Below are 17,397 nucleotides of genomic sequence, written 5' to 3'. Positions count from 1 at the left end.
CTTAAGGCACTACCCTGCTCCAGGGTGACGTCCACATAGCGGGGGAATTGATGACACGCACATCAGCGGAAGTGTTCGTGTCCGATCAAGAGACTGTCCAGGCACTGGGACGCTGGTGCCGGATGGTTGAGGGCACACGGGTGGAGTTCCTCTCGACACCGCCCGCACCCGGGGAACTCGGTTTTTGGGATCACTTGCTCGTCGTGGGTGGCGGCAGTGGAGGTCTCGTGGCTGTCCTGCGGGTCCTTCCTGAGTTCATCCGATCTCGCAGATCTGGACTGACTCTCACAGTAAAAATCGACGGGAAGGAATGGGAGTTGGAGGCCAGTAACGTCGACTCGGTTCTGCCGATCATCGAGAAATTCATGGAAGATTAGGTACCCGACCGTGGATTTCAACCGCTCACGGGCCGTGCTCATGGGTGTCTGGAACTACAGGAATTTCCCTTCCGTCCCTGCCGCCGAGAACAGCCTGGCTAGATTCTCCGCTCTGCTCACCAGCGATCTGTGCGCTTGGCCAGCGAAGAACGTTCACATAATCGAAGATCCCCGGAAGCCGGGCGACTCCGTGGACGACCTGGTACGCATCTTCGAGCAGGCAACGGATGTGGCGCTCTTCTATTTTGTTGGACACGGACAGGTCGACGATGAAGATTCCTTGTGTCTTTGCGTCGGCGAAACTCGCGCCGAGTGGAACCGCAGGGCGTCGACGAGCCTAGCCTTTGAGGTTGTCAGGAAAGCTCTGTCTCATAGTTCGGCCAGAACCAAGGTGGTCATCCTCGACTGCTGCTTCTCCGGCTTGGCTATCGATCGTAGACGCGCACTCTCCAGCCAGCCTCGTCTAGCACCCATCGATCTGACGACCGGAACGGGTGCATACACGATCTGCGCGAGTAGTGGCTATGGCCTGGCCTGGTTCGAAACCACACCCAACGACGAAAAACCGCAGACGTATTTCACGAAATACCTCGTTGACCTAGTCGAATCAGGACTGGTTGATGGTCCTCCGCATTTGACGCTGCGTATGGTTTTTCGCGCGATTCACGAAAGTCTCGGAGCTGACGCGAAACCCCTTCCCGTCGCCAGAAATATCGACGATGCCGACAGCTTCCCCTTCGCTCTCAATGCAGCCCATCCAGACGTCGCAGTAGAACCCCGCCCTGACATTTTGGCCGAGGCGGACGGTGATTCACCGCTCTTGGCGGACGGACTGGTGTCACGCAGAGACGCGGTCACCCTAGCTGCGGCCATCGCGGCCCTGACGGTAACGAGCTACACCACGGCTGGGCCGTCTATAGGTCGACTTTTCCCGAACGGTGGCGCGAAAGTGAAGAGGCTGAATCCCGGCCAACAGATGTGGCAGTACTTCAAACCCGGAACGTACTGCGATGACCTAGCGATTGGCCAGGATCGACTTTACGCTGCAGTCTCCGAGCAAGACGGGTCGAAGGCCACGATACTGGCACTGAAACCGGGCACGGGCGTCCCCCTTTGGCGAAAGACGGTTACAAGACCAGACCTGATACGGATAGCGACGGTGCAAGGCCGCATCTGCGTGGCGACTGCAATCGATGGCCTTCAGACTCCAAGCGACACACGCGTCGATGTCCGACTTCTGAGCAGTGCGGATGGTGACGCCGAATGGGCAGCCCGACCGTTCACCGGAAGACTAAGCGCCATGACCGCATCGGACGACACCGTATATCTCCTGTTGCAGCAGCCACAGGAAATCACCACTGCCTCCATCCACGCTCTCAACGCAGCTGACGGCACACTCCGCTGGAAGACCGTACTGCCATTCGCACCCGACCGCCTCGTTGTAAACGGCGACACCCTCATAGCCTGCCCCCAGGTCAACCTTCAGCAGGTCGGCACTGGCGGCGTGGCGGGCATTGACACAAAGACTGGACGTCTGAAGTGGCACATCCTTAAGAAAAATGACTTCCTGGGGCTCGCGCTCTGGCAGAGAACTGCATTCGTCATCGGTGCCAGCAACGACGACAAGTTGAACGCTGGTTCATTTTCAGGGTGGAATTTCGATGCGCGCACCGGAGACTTTTCCGAGTGGGCTGACATCGGCGGCGGCTTCGGAGGACTCAGCGTGTTCCAGGGCGTCGGAACGCTGCTCTGCGGGGGGATATTCAACTCAGGTGAGGTCTTCGCATGGGATGCGCCAACCGGAGGACAGGAGACGTGGCGGTACAAAGGCAGGAAGGCAGGTCACGTACAGCTCGTAGCAGACGGCCATGGAGTTGTTCTCGCCGCAGGCCCCAACAGTGCGGGCGATGTTGGTGGACTCGGTGCCAGTCTTGTCGCACTGGACCCCGAAACCGGGGAGGAAAGGTGGCACTATCGAACACCGACCCACAGTCAGGACATTAGTTCCCTCGTCACGGACATCAGCACCGTTTACGCCGGCGGTGAGGGCGGCATCATCGCCGTGAGTCTCTGAACGCCCTCTCCGCACGTTGAAACCGCAGCCGCCAAAGGCAGTGAGACTGTCGAAGGCTTCCTGCTGGAGCCTCACTCAGCGCACGGGTCTGCTCGCCTACCTGGAGCGGCGCTCACGGCGTCAGACTCGGCGAGCTGGCGCCTGGCTCAGGGAGATATCCGCAGTGTTGTCCCGTGCGGACCGGCAGGACGACAGCCTCGACAACGCGCGACACCACACTCGGCATCGCGGCACGAGCCACACTCTCAGGTCATGTGGGCGTACTCCACTGCCAACGCGGCTGCCTCGGCAAGGTTGTCGGCGACGGGGACGCCGCTGCGCCGGAGGATGTCGCGGTGCGTCAAGCCCCCGGTGTACGGAACAGGCTGAACCTGATTCGCGACCGCGGCCCGGATGTCGTCCACGGCATCCCCGATGAGAATGAACGGCCGGTCTCCAACCGCGGGGCGCAGCGCGGAAAGGTGTTCGGCCAGGGGTTGCGTCTTGCTCCTGGCGGAAGGGCCTGTGCGTCCGTCGATTCGCAGGAAGAAGGAGTCGACGCCCAGTTCAGAGATGTGCTGGGTCAGCCTGTTGTGGGCACCGAGGGAGAGCACGGAGTGGCTGCAGCCGCTGCGGAGCAGTCGAGTGAGGAGGCCTTCGGCTCCGGGTAGCAGATCGGGAGGCGGCCGGCGGGAGTGGTAGGTCTCGAAGGCCACGCTTGCTCGTGTCCGTGCTCGGTCGGTCAGTGGGCGTCCGAGTATGGCGGCGCACAGTGCGGGGGGTGAGGGAGCGAAGTGGTGCCGGATGGTGTCGAGGTCGACCGGTGGTGCGCCCAGGGCGGCCAGTGCTGCGTTGACCGCGGCGACCTGGCGCTGGACGTCGTCGGCGAGGGTGCCGCTCCATCCCCACACGAGGTGTGGCCGGTTGAGGTGGTGTGGCACGGGACAGTGCGTCCTTTCTTGTCTTGAGCGGACCGGGTAGGGCGCGCTTCCGGGCGGGGCGTGTCAGGGGTGCCCGATAGTGCGGAGGTCGGCCGTGAGGGTCGCAATGCGGCGGGCATCCTTGTCGATCTCGCCCGGGTCTGCGTGGGCAAGGACGATCTCGTAGCTCTCCCCGTCGGGCGGGGCTGGAGCCTGAGGCATCAAAGCAGCGGGAGTCACGTCCACGCAGGCTGTGGTGGGCAGTTCAGTCAGCGCTTCTACCAGGCGTGTTCGGGCTGTGATGGGGGCGGCGAGGCGGATGCGGGTCACGCGGCACGGGGAGAAGCCTCGACTGGCAGGGCGGGAGCGGGCGGCTGGGTCCAGGGCGGCGTCGGCCGGGTCGTGGCCGGTGATCTGCCATACGGTCTCCTCAGCAGACGACCGGTCGGTGACGACGGCGGCGGAGAGCAGGATGGGGCCGCGTTCGGGCTCGAAGGCGATGTGGGCCCGGGTCGGGCCGGACATCACACCCAGGGCGTGCAGAACGCGTCGTGTGTAGAGGGTGAGCCGGCGGGCGAGCAGGTCGTGCCGGTGCATGAGGTCCGTGCGCTCGATGTCTCCGGTCAGCATCTGGGTGCGGGTGCGGCTCCAGATGCCGGTCACGGTGTGGAGGGGGCCTTCTGGGGCGAGGCGGCTGATGGTGTCGACGAGGTAGTGGCGGCCGGCCACGGGTTCCTGGATGACGAGCGCGGTGTCAGCGGCGTGGTGGCGGGCGGCTTCCTGGATGCGCGGCCAGAGCGCCGTGATCTGCCGGTAGGTGGGGGCGACGATGGTTGCCACGGGGACGCCGATCGTGGCGGAGGCGATGCGGCAGGCGGCGGGCTGGTGGGAGTCGGCCCAGGCGAGTGCGTCGGTGAGGCGGGTAGTGCGCAGGATGCGGGGCACGGTGATGCCGGCCCGGGAGAGGGTTTCTGCCTGGACGCCGTGGTCGGTGCGCACGCGGGCCGTGGCGGGGTTGCCGGTGGCGGGGAGGCGGAGTTGCCAGGCGATCTGCTCGGCCAGTTCCACACCGGCGGGGCTTGCGGCCATCACGGTGTCCACGCCGGCCGCGCGCAGTCGCGACAGGGTGCGGCGCAGGTCGCCGGTGTGCGTAATGACCTGCGTGTAGGCCTCGCCTTCCTCGATGTCCTTGTGGGCGGGGGGTGTTGTTGCGGGGCCGAGGGTGACGGCGACGGCGGGCCGGGCGCGGTGCTGCAGTGCCTGCGGGTAGCGGGAGCCGCCGGGCGGGGCGATGACCGCGACCGCCGCCGTCGTCGCCTCCCCCGCGCCGGGTGATCCGCCGCCGGTGTCGCCGGTGGCCCTCACGTCTCCTCCTGTGGGGGCGGGTCTGCGGGTGCGGTGGGGGTCATCGTGTGCAGGTGGTGGTGTGGGTGGGGGGTGCGATGTGGACGGTGAGGTGGTCGGCGACCAGGTCGAGGCGGCGGGCGCACGATGTGGCGGTGGGGCCGGTGACGATCCAGTGGGCGAGGCGGTCGTCGATGCTGGCGTGGGGCGGGGCGCTGACGTGTGCGCCGACGCGGCGTGTCCACACGAGGCGTTCCAGCCAGAGCTGGTGGTGGATGGAGCCGCGGACGTCGAGGCGCTGGAGGTGGCCGGTGTGCTGGGGGTAGAGAAAGCCGATCGCGGCGGCTGCCGTGCGGGTGGGGGCCAGGTCGGGCTTTTCCCCGGTGGCGAGGGTGGCCAGGGCCCGGGGCAGGTTGATTCCGGTGGCCCGTTCGACGAGGAGGGGGATGAGGTCGCCTGCCGGCCGGCCGTTGACCTCGATCACGCGGGGGCCGCTCGCCGTCAGCCGCAGCTCCACGTGGAGTACCCCCCAGCTCAGCCCGAGTGCGTGGACCGCTGCGGCGACGACCTCGCCGAGGACGGGGTCGATGAGGAGGGGGTCGGCCGCATCGACGCTGTGGGCGACCTCCTGGAACTGTGGTTCGGGGCCGAGGGTTTTGCGGGTGACCGCGACGATCTCGACCTGGTCGGGGCCGAGGACCACGGTCTCGGCGCTGATCTCGGGGCCGCGCAGGTACTCCTCGACCAGGACTCCGGGCACCGACCAGTTCTCCAGGCCCAGGACGCTGTCGACCAGGGCCCGGCGGAAGGCTGCACGGACGTCGTCGTCGCTGTCGGCCCGCAGCACTCCCGCGCTCCCGGCTCCGCCGCGCGGTTTGACGACGACGGGGTAGCCCAGGCCGCGGGCTATCTGAACCGCCTCGTCGGCGTTCTGGGCCTGGTAGGAGCGCGCGGAGGGCACATGGTGCTCGGACAGCAGACGCCTGGTGGCGGCCTTGTCCCGGCAGACGGCGGCTGATGCCGGGGAGTTGCCCGGAAGGCCGAGCCGGTGGGCGAGCCTGGCGGCCAGGCCGACGAAGTGTTCCATGTAGGTCGTCACCCCGGCCGCGTTCAGTTCGACGGACGCGGTGCGTATGAACGCCTCTGTGGCCTGGGGGTCGCGCAGGTCGACGGCCGCCCAGGCGGCCAGGTAGGGGCGGGCCCACGCCGGCGGGTCCTGGTCGATGAGGACTACCGGCCTCTCCCTGGCCACCTGGCGCAGGAGGAATTCACGCTGCTCCTGGGCCCCGGCGCCGATCAGCAGGATCGGGCGGGAGCCGTCTGACGTGCGGCTGTTCATGTGGTGCCTCCGTTATCAGCGGGAGATGAGGGAGCCCATGGGTGTAGTGAGGGAAGTGGTTCGGGTGGTCAGGGCAGGAGGAAGCCGGGGCGCCGGCCCGGGCCGGCGCGCCCTCCCGGTGTGGGGGTGGCCAGTGCCAGGCCGTAGAGACCGTGGTGGGTCCACCAGTGGGGCAACTGCATCCCAGCGATGAACAGTTCGCCGCGTATGCCCTGCTCACGGAATTTGGCGGACACCTCTGTCCGCAGGTCCTCCCCCGCAGTGAAAGAGATCTCCAGGTCGAGGGCCGGAATCTTGACCCTGTGGGCCGTGCGGGCTCTCAGCCGCATCTCGATCCATTCTTTCGCGGCGTCGAAGCGCGCCACGTGGTCGAAGGCGTCGGGGTCGAAGTCGGCATCCAGCGACCGGTTGAGCACGTGCAGGACGTTCTTGTTGAACGCGGCCGTCACGCCGGTCGCATCGTCATACGCGCGCACCAGGGCGCGTTCGTCCTTGAGGAGGTCGACGCCGAGCAGGAGCGCGTCGCCGGGATGGAGCAGGGAACGGATCGAGGACAGCAGGGCGATGCGCTCGACGGGCAGGAGGTTGCCGATCGTGCCGCCCAGGAAAGCCACGAGCCGCGGCCCGGGCGAGCCGGGCAGCGCCAGGCCCGCCGTGAAGTCGGCGAGGAAGGCGTGGACGTTCAAGTCCGGCCGCTCTGTGGTCAGCCGATGTCCGGCCTGGGTGAGGGCGCTCTCGCTGACGTCGACCGGTACGTAGGTGTCCAGATCGGGCAGGGCGTCCAGCAGGTGCCGCGTCTTGTCCGAGGACCCGGAACCCAGCTCGATCAAAGTCCGCGCACCGGTGATAGCCGCGATCTCAGCCGCGTGAGCGGTCAGCAGATCCCGCTCGGTGCGGCAGGGGTAGTACTCGGGCAGCTCCATGATGCGCGTGTACAGCTCGCTGCCGCGCGCGTCGTACAGCCACCGCGGCGGCAGCGTCTTGGGGGTCTTGGTCAGACCGCGCAGCACATCAGCGCGCAGCGCCGCGTCGGTCGCTTCCCCGGTCAGTGTGGTGGTGATCAGGAAAGGGCTCACAGAATCGGCTCCTTGTGCGGTGCGAGATCGGATGGGTGGGGTGGCCGGTGTTGACGCGGCGGGGTGAGGAGGCGTCGGGTGGCGGTGAGGATCAGCGCTGCGGCGGCGGCTCCGGCCGGGAGGAGGAGCGGGGTGTGGGTGAGGCCTGCCGCGGCGGTGCCGATCGCGCACCCGATGTCCAGGAAGGCGACCAGCAGGGCGTGGGCCTGGGTGGTGTGCCCGGGTGGGGCGAAGGTGCTGGTGGTGACGAAGGCCGCGCTGAGCAGGGGGGCCATGGCCAGCCCGGGGATCACTGCGCAGGACAGAACGGTTGCGTGACGTGCCGCGACGGTCAGGGGGATCCAGGCGGCTGCGAAGGCGGCGGACAGGATGACCAGGTGGGCGGCGGTGGTGCCCCGCCAGGCCCGTGCGCCGTAGAGCAGGCCGCCCAGGAAGGCGCCGCAGGACACAGCCGCGGGCAGAGCCCCGGCGAGCTGCGGGGCGCCGAAGCGGTCGGATGCGTCCACGGCCAGCGGGGTGAGAGCACCGATGGTGACGCCGGCGCACACCATCGCCGCGTACAGCACGCGCAGGCGCGGCGAGCGGACCGGGCCGAGCCAACCGGACGGGGCCGGGCGGGAGTTGGTGCCGTGGACACGGGAGGCCGGGGTGGTCACGAACAGGGCGGTGCCCAGGGCTCCGACTGCCGCCATCAACACGAGCGCCCAACAGGCGGATGCCGCCGTGGCGATCGTGGCCACCAGCAGCGGACTGACGACGTAGACGACTTCCTGGGTCCCGGAGTCCAGGGCGAGTGCCACCCGCTGGTGGGCGGGCGAGGGCATCATTCCCCCCGCGCTCCACAGCGCTCTCAGTGAGGCGTCCAGCGGCGGCCGGGCAGCTCCCGCGACCGCCACAGCGGCGGCCGACCAGGCTTCCCCCGGCGAGGCCGCCATGGTGAGGAAGGCTGTGCTGCTCACAGCCGTGCCCGCCGTGAGCACATGCCGCTGGCCGTAATGGTCGACCAGGCCCGCGCTGACGGGGCCTCCGACGGCGGTAGCCACCAGATACACCGCGGCGAGCACGCCCGCTGACGTTCTCTCCTCGCCGCCGTGATCGGCGCCGAGGAGGATCGCCAGCGGCGCCATCCCGGTGGGAAGGCGCCCCACCAGGGACCCGCCCAGCAGCCGTGCCGCGTACGGAACACGCCAGATGTCCCGGTACCCGACCCCAACGACCGGCCTGCCGACGGGTGTTCGCGTGCCGTCGTACGTGGTCATTGCCATCGCGGCGGGACGCAGCCGCGGACGTTGGCCGGGGACACGGAAGGCGCCGTGGCCGACGGATGGAAGGCCGGCTCCCATCCGGGGGTGTTGTGCCAGGCACTGTGGGCCAGGCACCGCAGCGCCCAGCCCACGGCGTCGGCCTCCACGCCGGCGTGGACCTGGTCGCCGGCCGCGGCGAGTTCACGTCTGCGCTGCCACTCGGCGGACAGATCGAGGATTCCTGCCGCGAGCTTCCGCTCGGCGAGGCAGCCCGTCGCCTCGACGTCGGCGAGCCGCTGATCAAGGAACTGCACGAAGCGCGCATCGCGTTCGCGAACCCAGCCGCCGTCCTGCAGCACAGCGGTGAGCCGAAGGCCCGCCGCAGGACGGGCGGCGGCCGGGCTCGTCCGGTGGGGCGCACTCATCGCGAGTCCACCCTCCGGCACCGGGCGCCGGGCCCTTTGGGGGCGCCGGCGGGGGTGAACTGCGAGTGGCGGTCCGAGCCGTATGTCGTGAGGGCGGCGGCCTTGGTCGCGCTGCCGGCGAGCCGGGAGAGAGAGTCCAGGCGCCGGAATCTGGTCGTGTGTCGCATCGTGCGGTGTTCTCCTTCTCTCAAAAGGGGTGATGTCACGGCATGCGAGGCTGGCCCGCCGTCTGCCGCTGCACAGGGGCTGAGGAGAACGCGGCGGACCTCGACGGCCGCAAGAAACGCGGACGATCAGCCAAAGCCGCAGGGTGGCGGGGGCTGCCACTGGATTTCGCTGGCGCGGCGTCCGTCATGCGGACGCTCGTGAGGGGCGGTGAAGAAGCGCAGCCAACGGAAGGCACAAGGCCGCGCCGAGCAGTCCGGCCGTCAGGAGTGTCAGGGCGACGAGATGGTGGCCGCCGTGGGCCAGGGCCCATCCGCCCAGAGCGGGAGCACACAGAACCGCGGACGCGAGCGTGGTGCCCCAGATGCCCGCGTACACGCCCCGGCTCGTCGGCGGCGTGATCCGGTTGAGGATGTCGGTCGCGGCGACGAAGGCAACGATCTCGCCCGGTACCGACAGCGCTGCGGCGGCGCTGTAGCCGGCCGCCGAGGAGACCATGCCTGCGGAGCCCATGCCCGCGCCGAGGATGATCCCGCTCATGGCGAGCAGACCCACCATGGGGGCGGGGCGCTTGGCTCGGCGTGCGAGCCAGGGGTTGAGAAGGGGGGACAGCACGATCACCGCCGCGGCGCTGGCGACCTGGGTCCACCCGTAGGCCGTGGGCGGCAGACCGTCCTGGGCCATCATCATCGGAAGCACGGAGAACAGGGCCGCGACCGGGACCAAGGTCAGAAGGCTGGCCAGCCACAGGAGCCACAGCAGGGGGTCGGTGAAGGCCTCCCGGTGCCCTCTGTGCCCGAGGACCTGTGCCGGGGCTGAGGGCGGGAGGACCCGCAGTACGACCACGGCGAATGCGGCACACACCAGTGCGTTGCACCAGAACAGCACCGGGATGCCGACCGGCTCAGCGAGCGCCCCGCCGACAAGGCCGGTGGTGGCGGCGCCCAGGTTGACGGCGAAGTGCCTCCAGCCCGTGATGCGTGCGCGACCCGATTCGTCCGCGACGGTGTCGGCGACGACCGCGGTCAGGATCGGGCGCGGTGCGTCGTAGACGAGACCGGAGAGGGCAGCCGCCATACCGAGGGCCATCGGGGTGCGGGCCTCGGCGAGCAGCGGGAATCCCACTGCGGCCACCGCCATGGCACCCGCGAGGGTGGCCCGGCGGCCGATCCGGTCGGCCAGCCAGCCGCAGAGCAGTTGGCCGGCGAACCAGCCGGCGCCCCACAACGCCAGGACAGTACTTACCGTCGCCGTGTCCAGGTGCAACTCGTCCAGGCGATACGGCAAGTACGGGTAGACGAATCCTGCCGCGCGCACGGCGAACGTCCCGATGAGCAACGCCCAGATGACCGGCGGCCACCTCGTGGGCGCAGGAGACGGGGGTGACACGCTCAACAGGCGGGGGGATGAGGCTGTTGCGGGCACAGAACGCTCCAGATGGCCACGGGGCGGCGGCGCCTCTCGGCACCGGGCCGGAAACCGGAATGGGCCGGCCGGTCAACTCCCCGCATCGAAGGCAGAGCCCGCGCGCGGCCGAACTCCCCTCACTGCCAAAGGCGTTGGGGCGGAGCGCGTTCCTACACCGCGGTTCTCGGCGTTGGTCAGGCTGCGCACGGGCGACTGGCACGCTGCTGGTCCGGGACGGTCACAGCGACCGGTCACGGCGCAGTCGAGCCGCCCGGATACCGACGTCCTGACCGCCGACCGCTCTCGCTCCACGGGACCGGTCAGCATCTCCAGGGCGGCACCAGGTGGTTCACGGAAGAGCTGGGGCCGCCGCTGCCGGAGTCGCGCGAATGCCTTCAATCGGGTGGTACGCCGACGTCGGAGGAGGTCCACGAATGTCTCCGTACAAAGAGGAAAGGGTTCCCGGCTGTCGCCGGTCCGGTCTGGTCGTCCGCCACCCGGCTGGGCGGGCTCAGCCCGGGAGGCGTGCACCGGGATTTCGGGGCCAGGGGCCTGAGCTGAACGGCGGAGGGGCGCCACCGCAGACCTGCGGTGGCGCCCCTCCAGGGAGTCGAGGACCGGACGGGGGTGGGTCCTCGACTGGTCTGCGCGGCCGACAGGTCAGCAGTACTCGGGGATGCAGGTGTGCACGTCCTCGGCCGCGGTGTGCAGCAGGTCGTCCCGTATCCACCCGACCTTCTTCGTCTTGGTCATCTTGACCTTGGTCCAGGTGTAACTGCCCTTGGGATAGGCCCAGTCCAGTTCCTTGCAGGTCTGGTTCCGGTAGGCGATACCCACAGCCGTCGAGGACGTCTTCGGCTTGGACCGGATCGTCGCGGCCTTGGCCGTGACGTAGCAGCCCTTCTTCGGCGCCGCCTGTGCAGGCGAGGCAACGGCTGCGACGGAGCCGGACAGCGCGACTGTCAGCGACAGGGCTGCAGCCAGGGATCGAATACGAGAAGTCACAAAAAATCACCTTCTTGCGAGCTGATCGATTCTTCAGTCCATGCAGCAGGGGCGATCCGGGCTGGGCGAGAGCACGCCGCAGCTCCGCTCACATGGCGGTCGGCGGCACGGGGGCACCCCAGTACCTACATTCATCATCACTTGTTGATGAACAGCCTCGACCATAGCCGCCGACCCGCAACAGGTCGACCCCATTTCATCAACACACGAAGATATTTGGTACTGCGAAGGAGGGGTGCCGGCCGTCAAATCGGCGACGGGGCGCCGCAACTCCCGAACGGGGCGGAGGTCGTGAGCGTCAAGCGGGCGAGCCACCCATTAGCCCCATATGTGCTAGCTTCACATCAACACTTGTAGAGAAAAAGGCAGGGGTGACCGGGAGCTTCTCGCCGTGCGAGAACCTCCCGGAAGGCGGGTCCGGCCTCGGCGGACTAGACCTGTCCGTGGGCTCAGAGCTGCAACGCAAGAGCGCTTGACGCGACCGGCCCACAAAGTGATATTCACGTGTGTAGATGACGAATGAGTTCACGCATCCCCGCACAACGATCAAGCCACAGAGAGAGGGGGCGGGGCCGACGATGCCGGAAACCGGTGGTGACAGCGCCACCAAGGCGCCGCGCACGCTCGCGGAGAAACTGCAGTATCTCCGCAAAGCCCGCGCACCTGAAGGCCGGAGGCCGCCGGGCTGGGACAGGCTGGCGAAGCAGATCACCGAGGCGACCGGAGTGACGATCTCTGGTGGCTACATGTGGGAGCTGGGCACCGGCCAGCCAGGGACCAACGTGCACATGAAGGTCCTGAGCGCCTTCTCCGAGTTCTTCGGCCGGCGCAAGTCCTACTTCGTCGACGACGAGGTGGCCTTCGAGGATGACGCGGAGGTGCAACTGGCCCTCCTGGAGGAGCTCCGCCGCGCGGGCACCAAGCAGATCCGGCTGCAGAACATGGAGGGCGACGCGACCCCACAGACGGTCACAGACCTTCTCGGGCGACTGCAGACGCTCGACGTTCTGCGTGACACAGACGTCCGGGAGATCGCTCTGCAGGTGAGCGACCTGACGGCCGAGCAACGCGGGACTCTCAACAGCCTCATTGGCCAGCCCTCACTACTCGACACCCTCTCCCGGGCGCTCGGCCTTCTCAACGCCGCGTCCGCTCTCACCGACGAGCAGATCGCTTCAGTCACCCGCGTACTGGGCCAGGCCGATGTCGTCCAAGCGATCCAGGACGAGGACGTGCTGGAGATCACGCGGCAGTGCGGCCCACTGCGGCCGTCGAGCAAGAAGGCCATCCTGTCGATGATCGCGCAGCTCGAACGGCTCGAAACCGGCAAGGTGTAGAAGCGCGGGTCGCCCCGGAAGGGACGACCCGCACCCGCCGCCATCGAGCTAAACAGCGTCACCGCCGTCACGGTACGGACCCAACTCCAGGTATTCCGCGATGAGTTCACGCGGAAGCAGGGGCATCAGCCGGCTTGCCGCATCGAGTGTCATCTCGTCCGCTTCCTCCACGGAGCCGGCTTCTGGCACCGACCAGCGCTGGAGGCCCTGCGTACCTGCGGAGACTGGATGGAAGGGGACACCTACGCGCACCCTCCGGTCGCCGTCCAGGGCGTCAAGGTCAACACCTTCGGGTCCATCTTCGCTCCCCTGACCGCCGGCCCGCCGGAGTAACGTTCGCCAGGTCACGGGGACTTGACCCGACCCGGCCCTGTTGTGCAAGACTCGTTTTCAGTTCGAGGCTACCCATCGTGGCGTGGGAGGGCACCGGTCCGTGGAACGGCCGATGCACTCGATTCGACCCCGATTCGACCCCGTGAGTACGGGCAGATTTGAATTATTGCTCTGACCAGGGAAGACAGGGTGTGGAGGAAGTCAATGTTCTACTTCCTCCTGAAATACGTGATTCTGGGGCCGTTGCTCAGACTGGTCTTCAGACCCCGAATAGAGGGCCTGGACAACATCCCGGAGTCGGGCGCGGCGATCATCGCGGGCAACCACCTCTCCTTCGCCGACCACTTCCTGATGCCGGCGGTCCTCAAGCGCCGCATCACCTTCCTCGCCAAGGCCGAGTACTTCACCGGCCCCGGCATCAGAGGCCGTCTGACGGCGACCTTCTTCCGCAGCGCGGGCCAGATCCCGGTCGACCGCTCCGGCAAGGAGGCGGGCCAGGCCGCGATCCGCGAGGGCCTCGGCGTCCTGAGCAAGGACGAGCTGCTCGGCATCTACCCGGAGGGCACCCGCTCCCACGACGGCCGCCTCTACAAGGGCAAGGTCGGCGTCGCGGTCATGGCACTGAAGGCCCAGGTCCCCGTCATCCCCTGCGCGATGATCGGCACCTTCGAGGCCCAGCCGCCCGGCAAGGTCATCCCCAAGGTCCACCCCGTGACGATCCGCTTCGGCAAGCCCCTCGACTTCTCCCGCTACGAAGGCATGGAGAACGAGAAGGCGATCCTGCGCGCCATCACCGACGAGATCATGTACGCGATCCTCATGCTCTCCGAGCAGGAGTACGTCGACCAGTACGCGGCGGTCGCCAAGGCGGAGGAGGCGGCCGCGGCGAAGGAACGCAAGTTCCCGCGCCTGCCGCTGAGTTGAGACCCCGAGAACCGTGAGTCGATGTGAGTGAGGGGCAGCCGGTTCAGAACCGGCCGCCCCTCACCACGTACAACTGCTGCCTACGACTCGCTACTTACGACATGCTTCTTACGGCACCGGCGTCGCGTGCGGGGTGCACGTGAAGTCGGCGGCGTCCAGCTTGCCGGTCAACAGGTAGGCGTCGACACGGGAGTTGATGCACGGGTTGACCAGACCGGTCACACCGTGCGAACCGGCGTCCTTCTCGGTGATGAGCCGGGAGCCCTTGAAGCTCTTGTGCAGGACGACCGCGCCTTCGTACGGCGTGGCGGCGTCACGCTGTGACTGCACGATGAGGACGGGCGGCAGACCCTTGCCGGTCTTGACCTCGACCGGGGACTGCTGCTTGACCGGCCAGGTGGCGCACGGCAGGTTCATCCAGGCGTTGGACCAGGTCAGGAACGGGTACTTCTTGTTGAGCGCCGTGTTGTCCTTGTCCCACTTCGCCCAGCTGGTCGGCCACTTGGCGTCGGTGCACTCGACGGCCGTGTAGACGGCGTTGCCGTTCTCCGAGGAGATGTTGCCCGCGGTGTCCGACAGGTCGGGCGAGGCCGCGTCGATGAGCGGCTGGGGGTCACCGGCGACGTACTTGCTGAACGCGGTGGCGACCGGTACCCACGAGGAGTCGTAGTACGGAGCGCTCTGGAAGAAGCCGAGCAGCTCGGCCGGACCGACGACCCCGCCGAGGGGGTTCTTCTTGGCGGTGGCGCGCAGTTCGAGCCACTTGGCCTGGACGGCGGCGCGGGTGGTGCCGAGGTGGAAGGCCGCGTCGTTCTTGGCGACCCAGTCCTCCCAGTCCTTCCAGCGGCCCTCGAAGGCGACGTCCTGGCCCAGGTTGGCCTCGTACCAGATGTTGTCCCGCGCCGGGTTGACGACGCTGTCGACGATCATGCGGCGGAGGTGGGACGGGAACAGGGTGCCGTAGACCGCGCCGAGGTAGGTGCCGTAGGAGACGCCCAGGTAGTTGAGCTTCTTCTCGCCGAGGGCGGCGCGGATGACGTCGAGGTCGCGCGCGGTGTTCGGCGTGGTCATCTGCGCGAGCATGGTGCGGCCGGTGCGCTTGGCGCAGCCGTCGGCGTACTCACGGGCGAGCTTGCGCTGGGCGTTCTTGTCGGCGGTGCTGTCCGGTACCGGGTCCGCCTTGGGCGCCTTCACGAACTCCTGCGGGTCGATGCAGGAGATGGGCGCCGAGTGGCCGACACCGCGCGGGTCGAAGCCCACGAAGTCGTACGCCTTGGACGTGTTGACCCACAGCGGGTTCTTGGTGGTGACCCGGAGCGGGAAGCGCATGCCGGAACCACCGGGACCGCCGGGGTTGTAGACGAGCGCGCCCTGGCGCTCCGCCGCGGTGCCGGTGCTGACGGCGCGGTCGACAGCGAGCTTGATCTTCTTGCCGTTCGGCTTCGTGTAGTCGATCGGCACGGTCACCCAGCCGCACTGGACCGGCTTCGCGAAGCCCCAGGCGGTGGGGCAGTCCTGCCAGTCGATGCCGGCCTTGGCGGCGCGGGCGGCGGTGAGCGCGGCGCCCTGGGCGGCGGCGCGGTCCTGCCCGTGTCCTGCCGTCTGGCCGGTCTGCGCGTTGGCCGCGGGTGCCACCACGGCGCCGGCTATCAGTGCCGCCGCCGCGAATCCGGCCGAACCGAACGCCAGCACCCGGCTCTTCGGTCTGTTGTGCCTCAAGTGGGCCCCTCCCCGTACATCGTTGCGAAATGGTCTCGGAGGATCCTCGCGGCTGTGAGCCACCTGAGAACAGGGTCTGTTGACCTTCTTTACCAATCCGATAAGCGGAAACATCCGTACCGCTCAGCGGATACTCACCCGAGAATGGACATTGCCTCGTCCAGCACCCGCCGCAGCCGCAGCGCGTCGGAGGCGATCGCACTCACCAGCACGGCGGGCCCGGCGAGCGGCACGAGGCTCGCACACTCCCCCAGCATGCGTGCCGCGACCGGCTTCTGAATGAACTCCGGCCGCACGACGAGGAGTTGCCCCACAGCGCGATGTCCCCCGAGCACGGCGGGCCCGTCCCAACCGCCGGGCGCTCCGGGGCCGCAGGCCAACTCCTGGTCCAGGACGGTCCGTTCGGCGATGCGCAGCGTGAGCCGACTGGTGAGCCGTCCGGGCTCCTCCCCGACCCGCCCGAGCACCTGCTCCTCGCGCAGCACGAGCCGTGCGGAGTCGGCAAGGTCAACGCGCGTCGTCACCCGCAGATCACTACCGCGTACGGAGATCAACTGCTCCGGCAACCAGTGCAGTTCACCGTTCTCGGCGACGCTGAGCCGAACGTCGTACCGAGACTCCCCCTTCGCCTGCCCGGGCAGTGCGATGGTGGCGGCAGCGGACCCGACCCGCAACCGGGCCCCCCGCTCGACGCCCGAATCGACGGCGAAGTGATCCCCGCCGAGCGGACCGCTCATGGCCCCGACGAGCATGACCTGAGCCTCGGCCCCGCTCCCCCGGGTCCGCCGCAACGCGAGCGGCCCGTCCCCTTCCAGCACGGGCAGCGCGGTACCGCCCCGCCCGTCCTCCCGGGCCACCATGCGCGCGGTGGCCCGCACCCCGCTCACGATCACGCGACCCACGCGGCAAGCCGCTCCCGCACCCAGCCGGCAACGTCGACCACTCCGGCCTCGCTCCTCAACGACTGGAAGACGACGGGAAGTTCGGCCCGCTGAGCCTTGGCGTCGGCAGCCATCCGCCCCAGATCGGACCCGACGTAGGGCGCGAGGTCGGTCTTGTTGACGACGAGCAGATCGGCGGTGGTGACACCGGGGCCGCCCTTGCGCGGAATGTCGTCCCCGCCGGCCACGTCGATGACAAAGATCTGCGCGTCGACCAGCCCCTTGGAGAAGGTGGCGGTGAGATTGTCCCCACCCGACTCGACCAGGATCAGGTCCAGCGGCCCGACCTCGTCCTCCAGATCCTCGACGGCTTCGAGGTTGGCGGAGATGTCATCCCGAATAGCGGTGTGCGGACAGGCCCCGGTCTCCACGGCGGTGATCCGCTCAGGCGGCAACACGGCCTCCCGCAGCAGGAATTCGGCGTCCTCGCGGGTGTAGATGTCGTTGGTGACGACAGCGAGCGAGAGTTCGTCGCGCAGGGTCCGGCAGAGCGCGGCGACGGTGGCGGTCTTGCCCGATCCGACAGGCCCACCGAGCCCGATGCGCAGGGCCCGGCGAGTGCCGTCGGCACGGCGGGCGTCGGCACTGACGGCGGCGGGGCCGTCGTGGGTGTGGTCGAGGTGCATGGGGCGGCTCCTTCTGGTCTTTCTACGGGCCCTGTCAGCGAGGGGTGCATCCTCCAGCCCGTCCGGCGTTTGAGGACGAGGCCGTTCAGGCCGATCGGGGGTTCAGGGGGCGGAGCCCCCTGACGGGGTCGAAGGGGCGGAGCCCCTGGGGATGGGACGGGT

16 protein-coding genes are annotated in these 17,397 nt (G+C 68.3%); 4 read left to right on the top strand and 12 right to left on the bottom strand.

Annotated elements, in window-relative coordinates:
* Positions 1–50 precede the first annotated feature (50 nt).
* Both OG226_RS51700 and OG226_RS41195 read left to right on the top strand, forming a co-directional pair.
* On the top strand, positions 51–377 hold the full coding sequence (locus OG226_RS51700; protein ID WP_443066952.1) for an effector-associated constant component EACC1: 327 nt from the start codon (positions 51–53) through the stop codon (positions 375–377).
* Positions 378–387: 10 nt separating this feature from the next.
* Positions 388–2,451 (top strand): caspase, EACC1-associated type, encoded by a 2,064-nt coding sequence (locus OG226_RS41195; RefSeq protein WP_329351836.1) that lies wholly within the window; start codon positions 388–390, stop codon positions 2,449–2,451.
* Between the two features lie 245 nt (positions 2,452–2,696).
* Here OG226_RS41195 and OG226_RS41190 read toward each other — a convergent pair whose 3' ends face one another.
* The 9 genes from OG226_RS41190 to OG226_RS41150 form a co-directional block, all read right to left on the bottom strand.
* Complete coding sequence (locus OG226_RS41190) at positions 2,697–3,371, bottom strand: HAD family hydrolase (protein ID WP_329351834.1); 675 nt, start codon at positions 3,369–3,371, stop codon at positions 2,697–2,699.
* Between the two features lie 63 nt (positions 3,372–3,434).
* A complete protein-coding gene (locus OG226_RS41185) occupies positions 3,435–4,715 on the bottom strand; it encodes a hypothetical protein (RefSeq protein WP_329351833.1) in 1,281 nt (426 codons plus the stop codon).
* Positions 4,716–4,755: 40 nt separating this feature from the next.
* The gene (locus OG226_RS41180; RefSeq protein WP_329351832.1) at positions 4,756–6,033 is read right to left on the bottom strand and encodes an ATP-grasp domain-containing protein; all 1,278 of its coding nucleotides are present in this window, start codon (positions 6,031–6,033) and stop codon (positions 4,756–4,758) included.
* Positions 6,034–6,101: 68 nt separating this feature from the next.
* Positions 6,102–7,109 (bottom strand): L-histidine N(alpha)-methyltransferase, encoded by a 1,008-nt coding sequence (gene egtD, locus OG226_RS41175; RefSeq protein WP_329351831.1) that lies wholly within the window; start codon positions 7,107–7,109, stop codon positions 6,102–6,104.
* On the bottom strand, positions 7,106–8,374 hold the full coding sequence (locus OG226_RS41170) for an MFS transporter (RefSeq protein WP_329351830.1): 1,269 nt from the start codon (positions 8,372–8,374) through the stop codon (positions 7,106–7,108). The genes egtD and OG226_RS41170 overlap by 4 nt, the downstream gene beginning before the upstream one ends.
* Entirely contained in the window at positions 8,365–8,778 is a 414-nt protein-coding gene (locus OG226_RS41165) for a hypothetical protein (RefSeq protein WP_329351828.1), read from the bottom strand. The genes OG226_RS41170 and OG226_RS41165 overlap by 10 nt, the downstream gene beginning before the upstream one ends.
* Complete coding sequence (locus OG226_RS41160; protein ID WP_329351827.1) at positions 8,775–8,945, bottom strand: hypothetical protein; 171 nt, start codon at positions 8,943–8,945, stop codon at positions 8,775–8,777. Before OG226_RS41160 ends, OG226_RS41165 begins: the two co-directional genes overlap by 4 nt.
* 184 nt (positions 8,946–9,129) lie before the next feature.
* On the bottom strand, positions 9,130–10,332 hold the full coding sequence (locus OG226_RS41155; RefSeq protein WP_329351826.1) for an MFS transporter: 1,203 nt from the start codon (positions 10,330–10,332) through the stop codon (positions 9,130–9,132).
* Positions 10,333–11,010: 678 nt separating this feature from the next.
* Positions 11,011–11,355, bottom strand: coding sequence for a hypothetical protein (locus OG226_RS41150; RefSeq protein ID WP_329351824.1), 345 nt, complete (start codon positions 11,353–11,355; stop codon positions 11,011–11,013).
* 512 nt (positions 11,356–11,867) lie between these two features.
* Here OG226_RS41150 and OG226_RS41145 point away from each other — a divergent pair.
* Positions 11,868–12,692, top strand: coding sequence for a hypothetical protein (locus OG226_RS41145; protein ID WP_329351822.1), 825 nt, complete (start codon positions 11,868–11,870; stop codon positions 12,690–12,692).
* A gap of 537 nt (positions 12,693–13,229) precedes the next feature.
* The gene (locus OG226_RS41140) at positions 13,230–13,949 is read left to right on the top strand and encodes a lysophospholipid acyltransferase family protein (RefSeq protein WP_329351820.1); all 720 of its coding nucleotides are present in this window, start codon (positions 13,230–13,232) and stop codon (positions 13,947–13,949) included.
* Between the two features lie 108 nt (positions 13,950–14,057).
* On the opposite strand, the gene OG226_RS41135 is transcribed toward OG226_RS41140, so the two are convergent.
* From OG226_RS41135 to ureG, 3 genes are all read right to left on the bottom strand, one after another.
* Positions 14,058–15,668: an alpha/beta hydrolase gene (locus OG226_RS41135; RefSeq protein ID WP_328684785.1), complete on the bottom strand. Its 1,611-nt coding sequence runs from the start codon at positions 15,666–15,668 to the stop codon at positions 14,058–14,060.
* A 134-nt stretch (positions 15,669–15,802) separates the two neighbouring features.
* The gene (locus OG226_RS41130; protein ID WP_328686581.1) at positions 15,803–16,528 is read right to left on the bottom strand and encodes an urease accessory protein UreD; all 726 of its coding nucleotides are present in this window, start codon (positions 16,526–16,528) and stop codon (positions 15,803–15,805) included.
* Between the two features lie 29 nt (positions 16,529–16,557).
* Entirely contained in the window at positions 16,558–17,235 is a 678-nt protein-coding gene (gene ureG, locus OG226_RS41125; protein ID WP_328684784.1) for an urease accessory protein UreG, read from the bottom strand.
* Positions 17,236–17,397: the final 162 nt, after the last annotated feature.

Origin of the sequence: Streptomyces sp. NBC_01261 (assembly GCF_036226385.1) — a bacterium.
Lineage (GTDB): Bacteria > Actinomycetota > Actinomycetes > Streptomycetales > Streptomycetaceae > Streptomyces.
The sequence above is the reverse complement of the archived record's forward strand: the minus strand, read 5'-3'. Positions and strand labels throughout refer to the sequence as shown.

What these genes read in the sequence shown, in the direction of transcription:
- OG226_RS41140 (WP_329351820.1), top strand. Translation starts at nt 13,230, where the DNA reads ATGTTCTACTTCCTCCTGAAATACGTGATTCTGGGGCCGTTGCTCAGA.
- OG226_RS41165 (WP_329351828.1), bottom strand. Translation starts at nt 8,778, where the DNA reads ATGAGTGCGCCCCACCGGACGAGCCCGGCCGCCGCCCGTCCTGCGGCG.
- OG226_RS41160 (WP_329351827.1), bottom strand. Translation starts at nt 8,945, where the DNA reads ATGCGACACACGACCAGATTCCGGCGCCTGGACTCTCTCTCCCGGCTC.
- ureG (WP_328684784.1), bottom strand. Translation starts at nt 17,235, where the DNA reads ATGCACCTCGACCACACCCACGACGGCCCCGCCGCCGTCAGTGCCGAC.
- OG226_RS41130 (WP_328686581.1), bottom strand. Translation starts at nt 16,528, where the DNA reads ATGGTGGCCCGGGAGGACGGGCGGGGCGGTACCGCGCTGCCCGTGCTG.
- OG226_RS51700 (WP_443066952.1), top strand. Translation starts at nt 51, where the DNA reads ATGACACGCACATCAGCGGAAGTGTTCGTGTCCGATCAAGAGACTGTC.
- OG226_RS41145 (WP_329351822.1), top strand. Translation starts at nt 11,868, where the DNA reads ATGACGAATGAGTTCACGCATCCCCGCACAACGATCAAGCCACAGAGA.
- OG226_RS41180 (WP_329351832.1), bottom strand. Translation starts at nt 6,033, where the DNA reads ATGAACAGCCGCACGTCAGACGGCTCCCGCCCGATCCTGCTGATCGGC.
- OG226_RS41170 (WP_329351830.1), bottom strand. Translation starts at nt 8,374, where the DNA reads ATGGCAATGACCACGTACGACGGCACGCGAACACCCGTCGGCAGGCCG.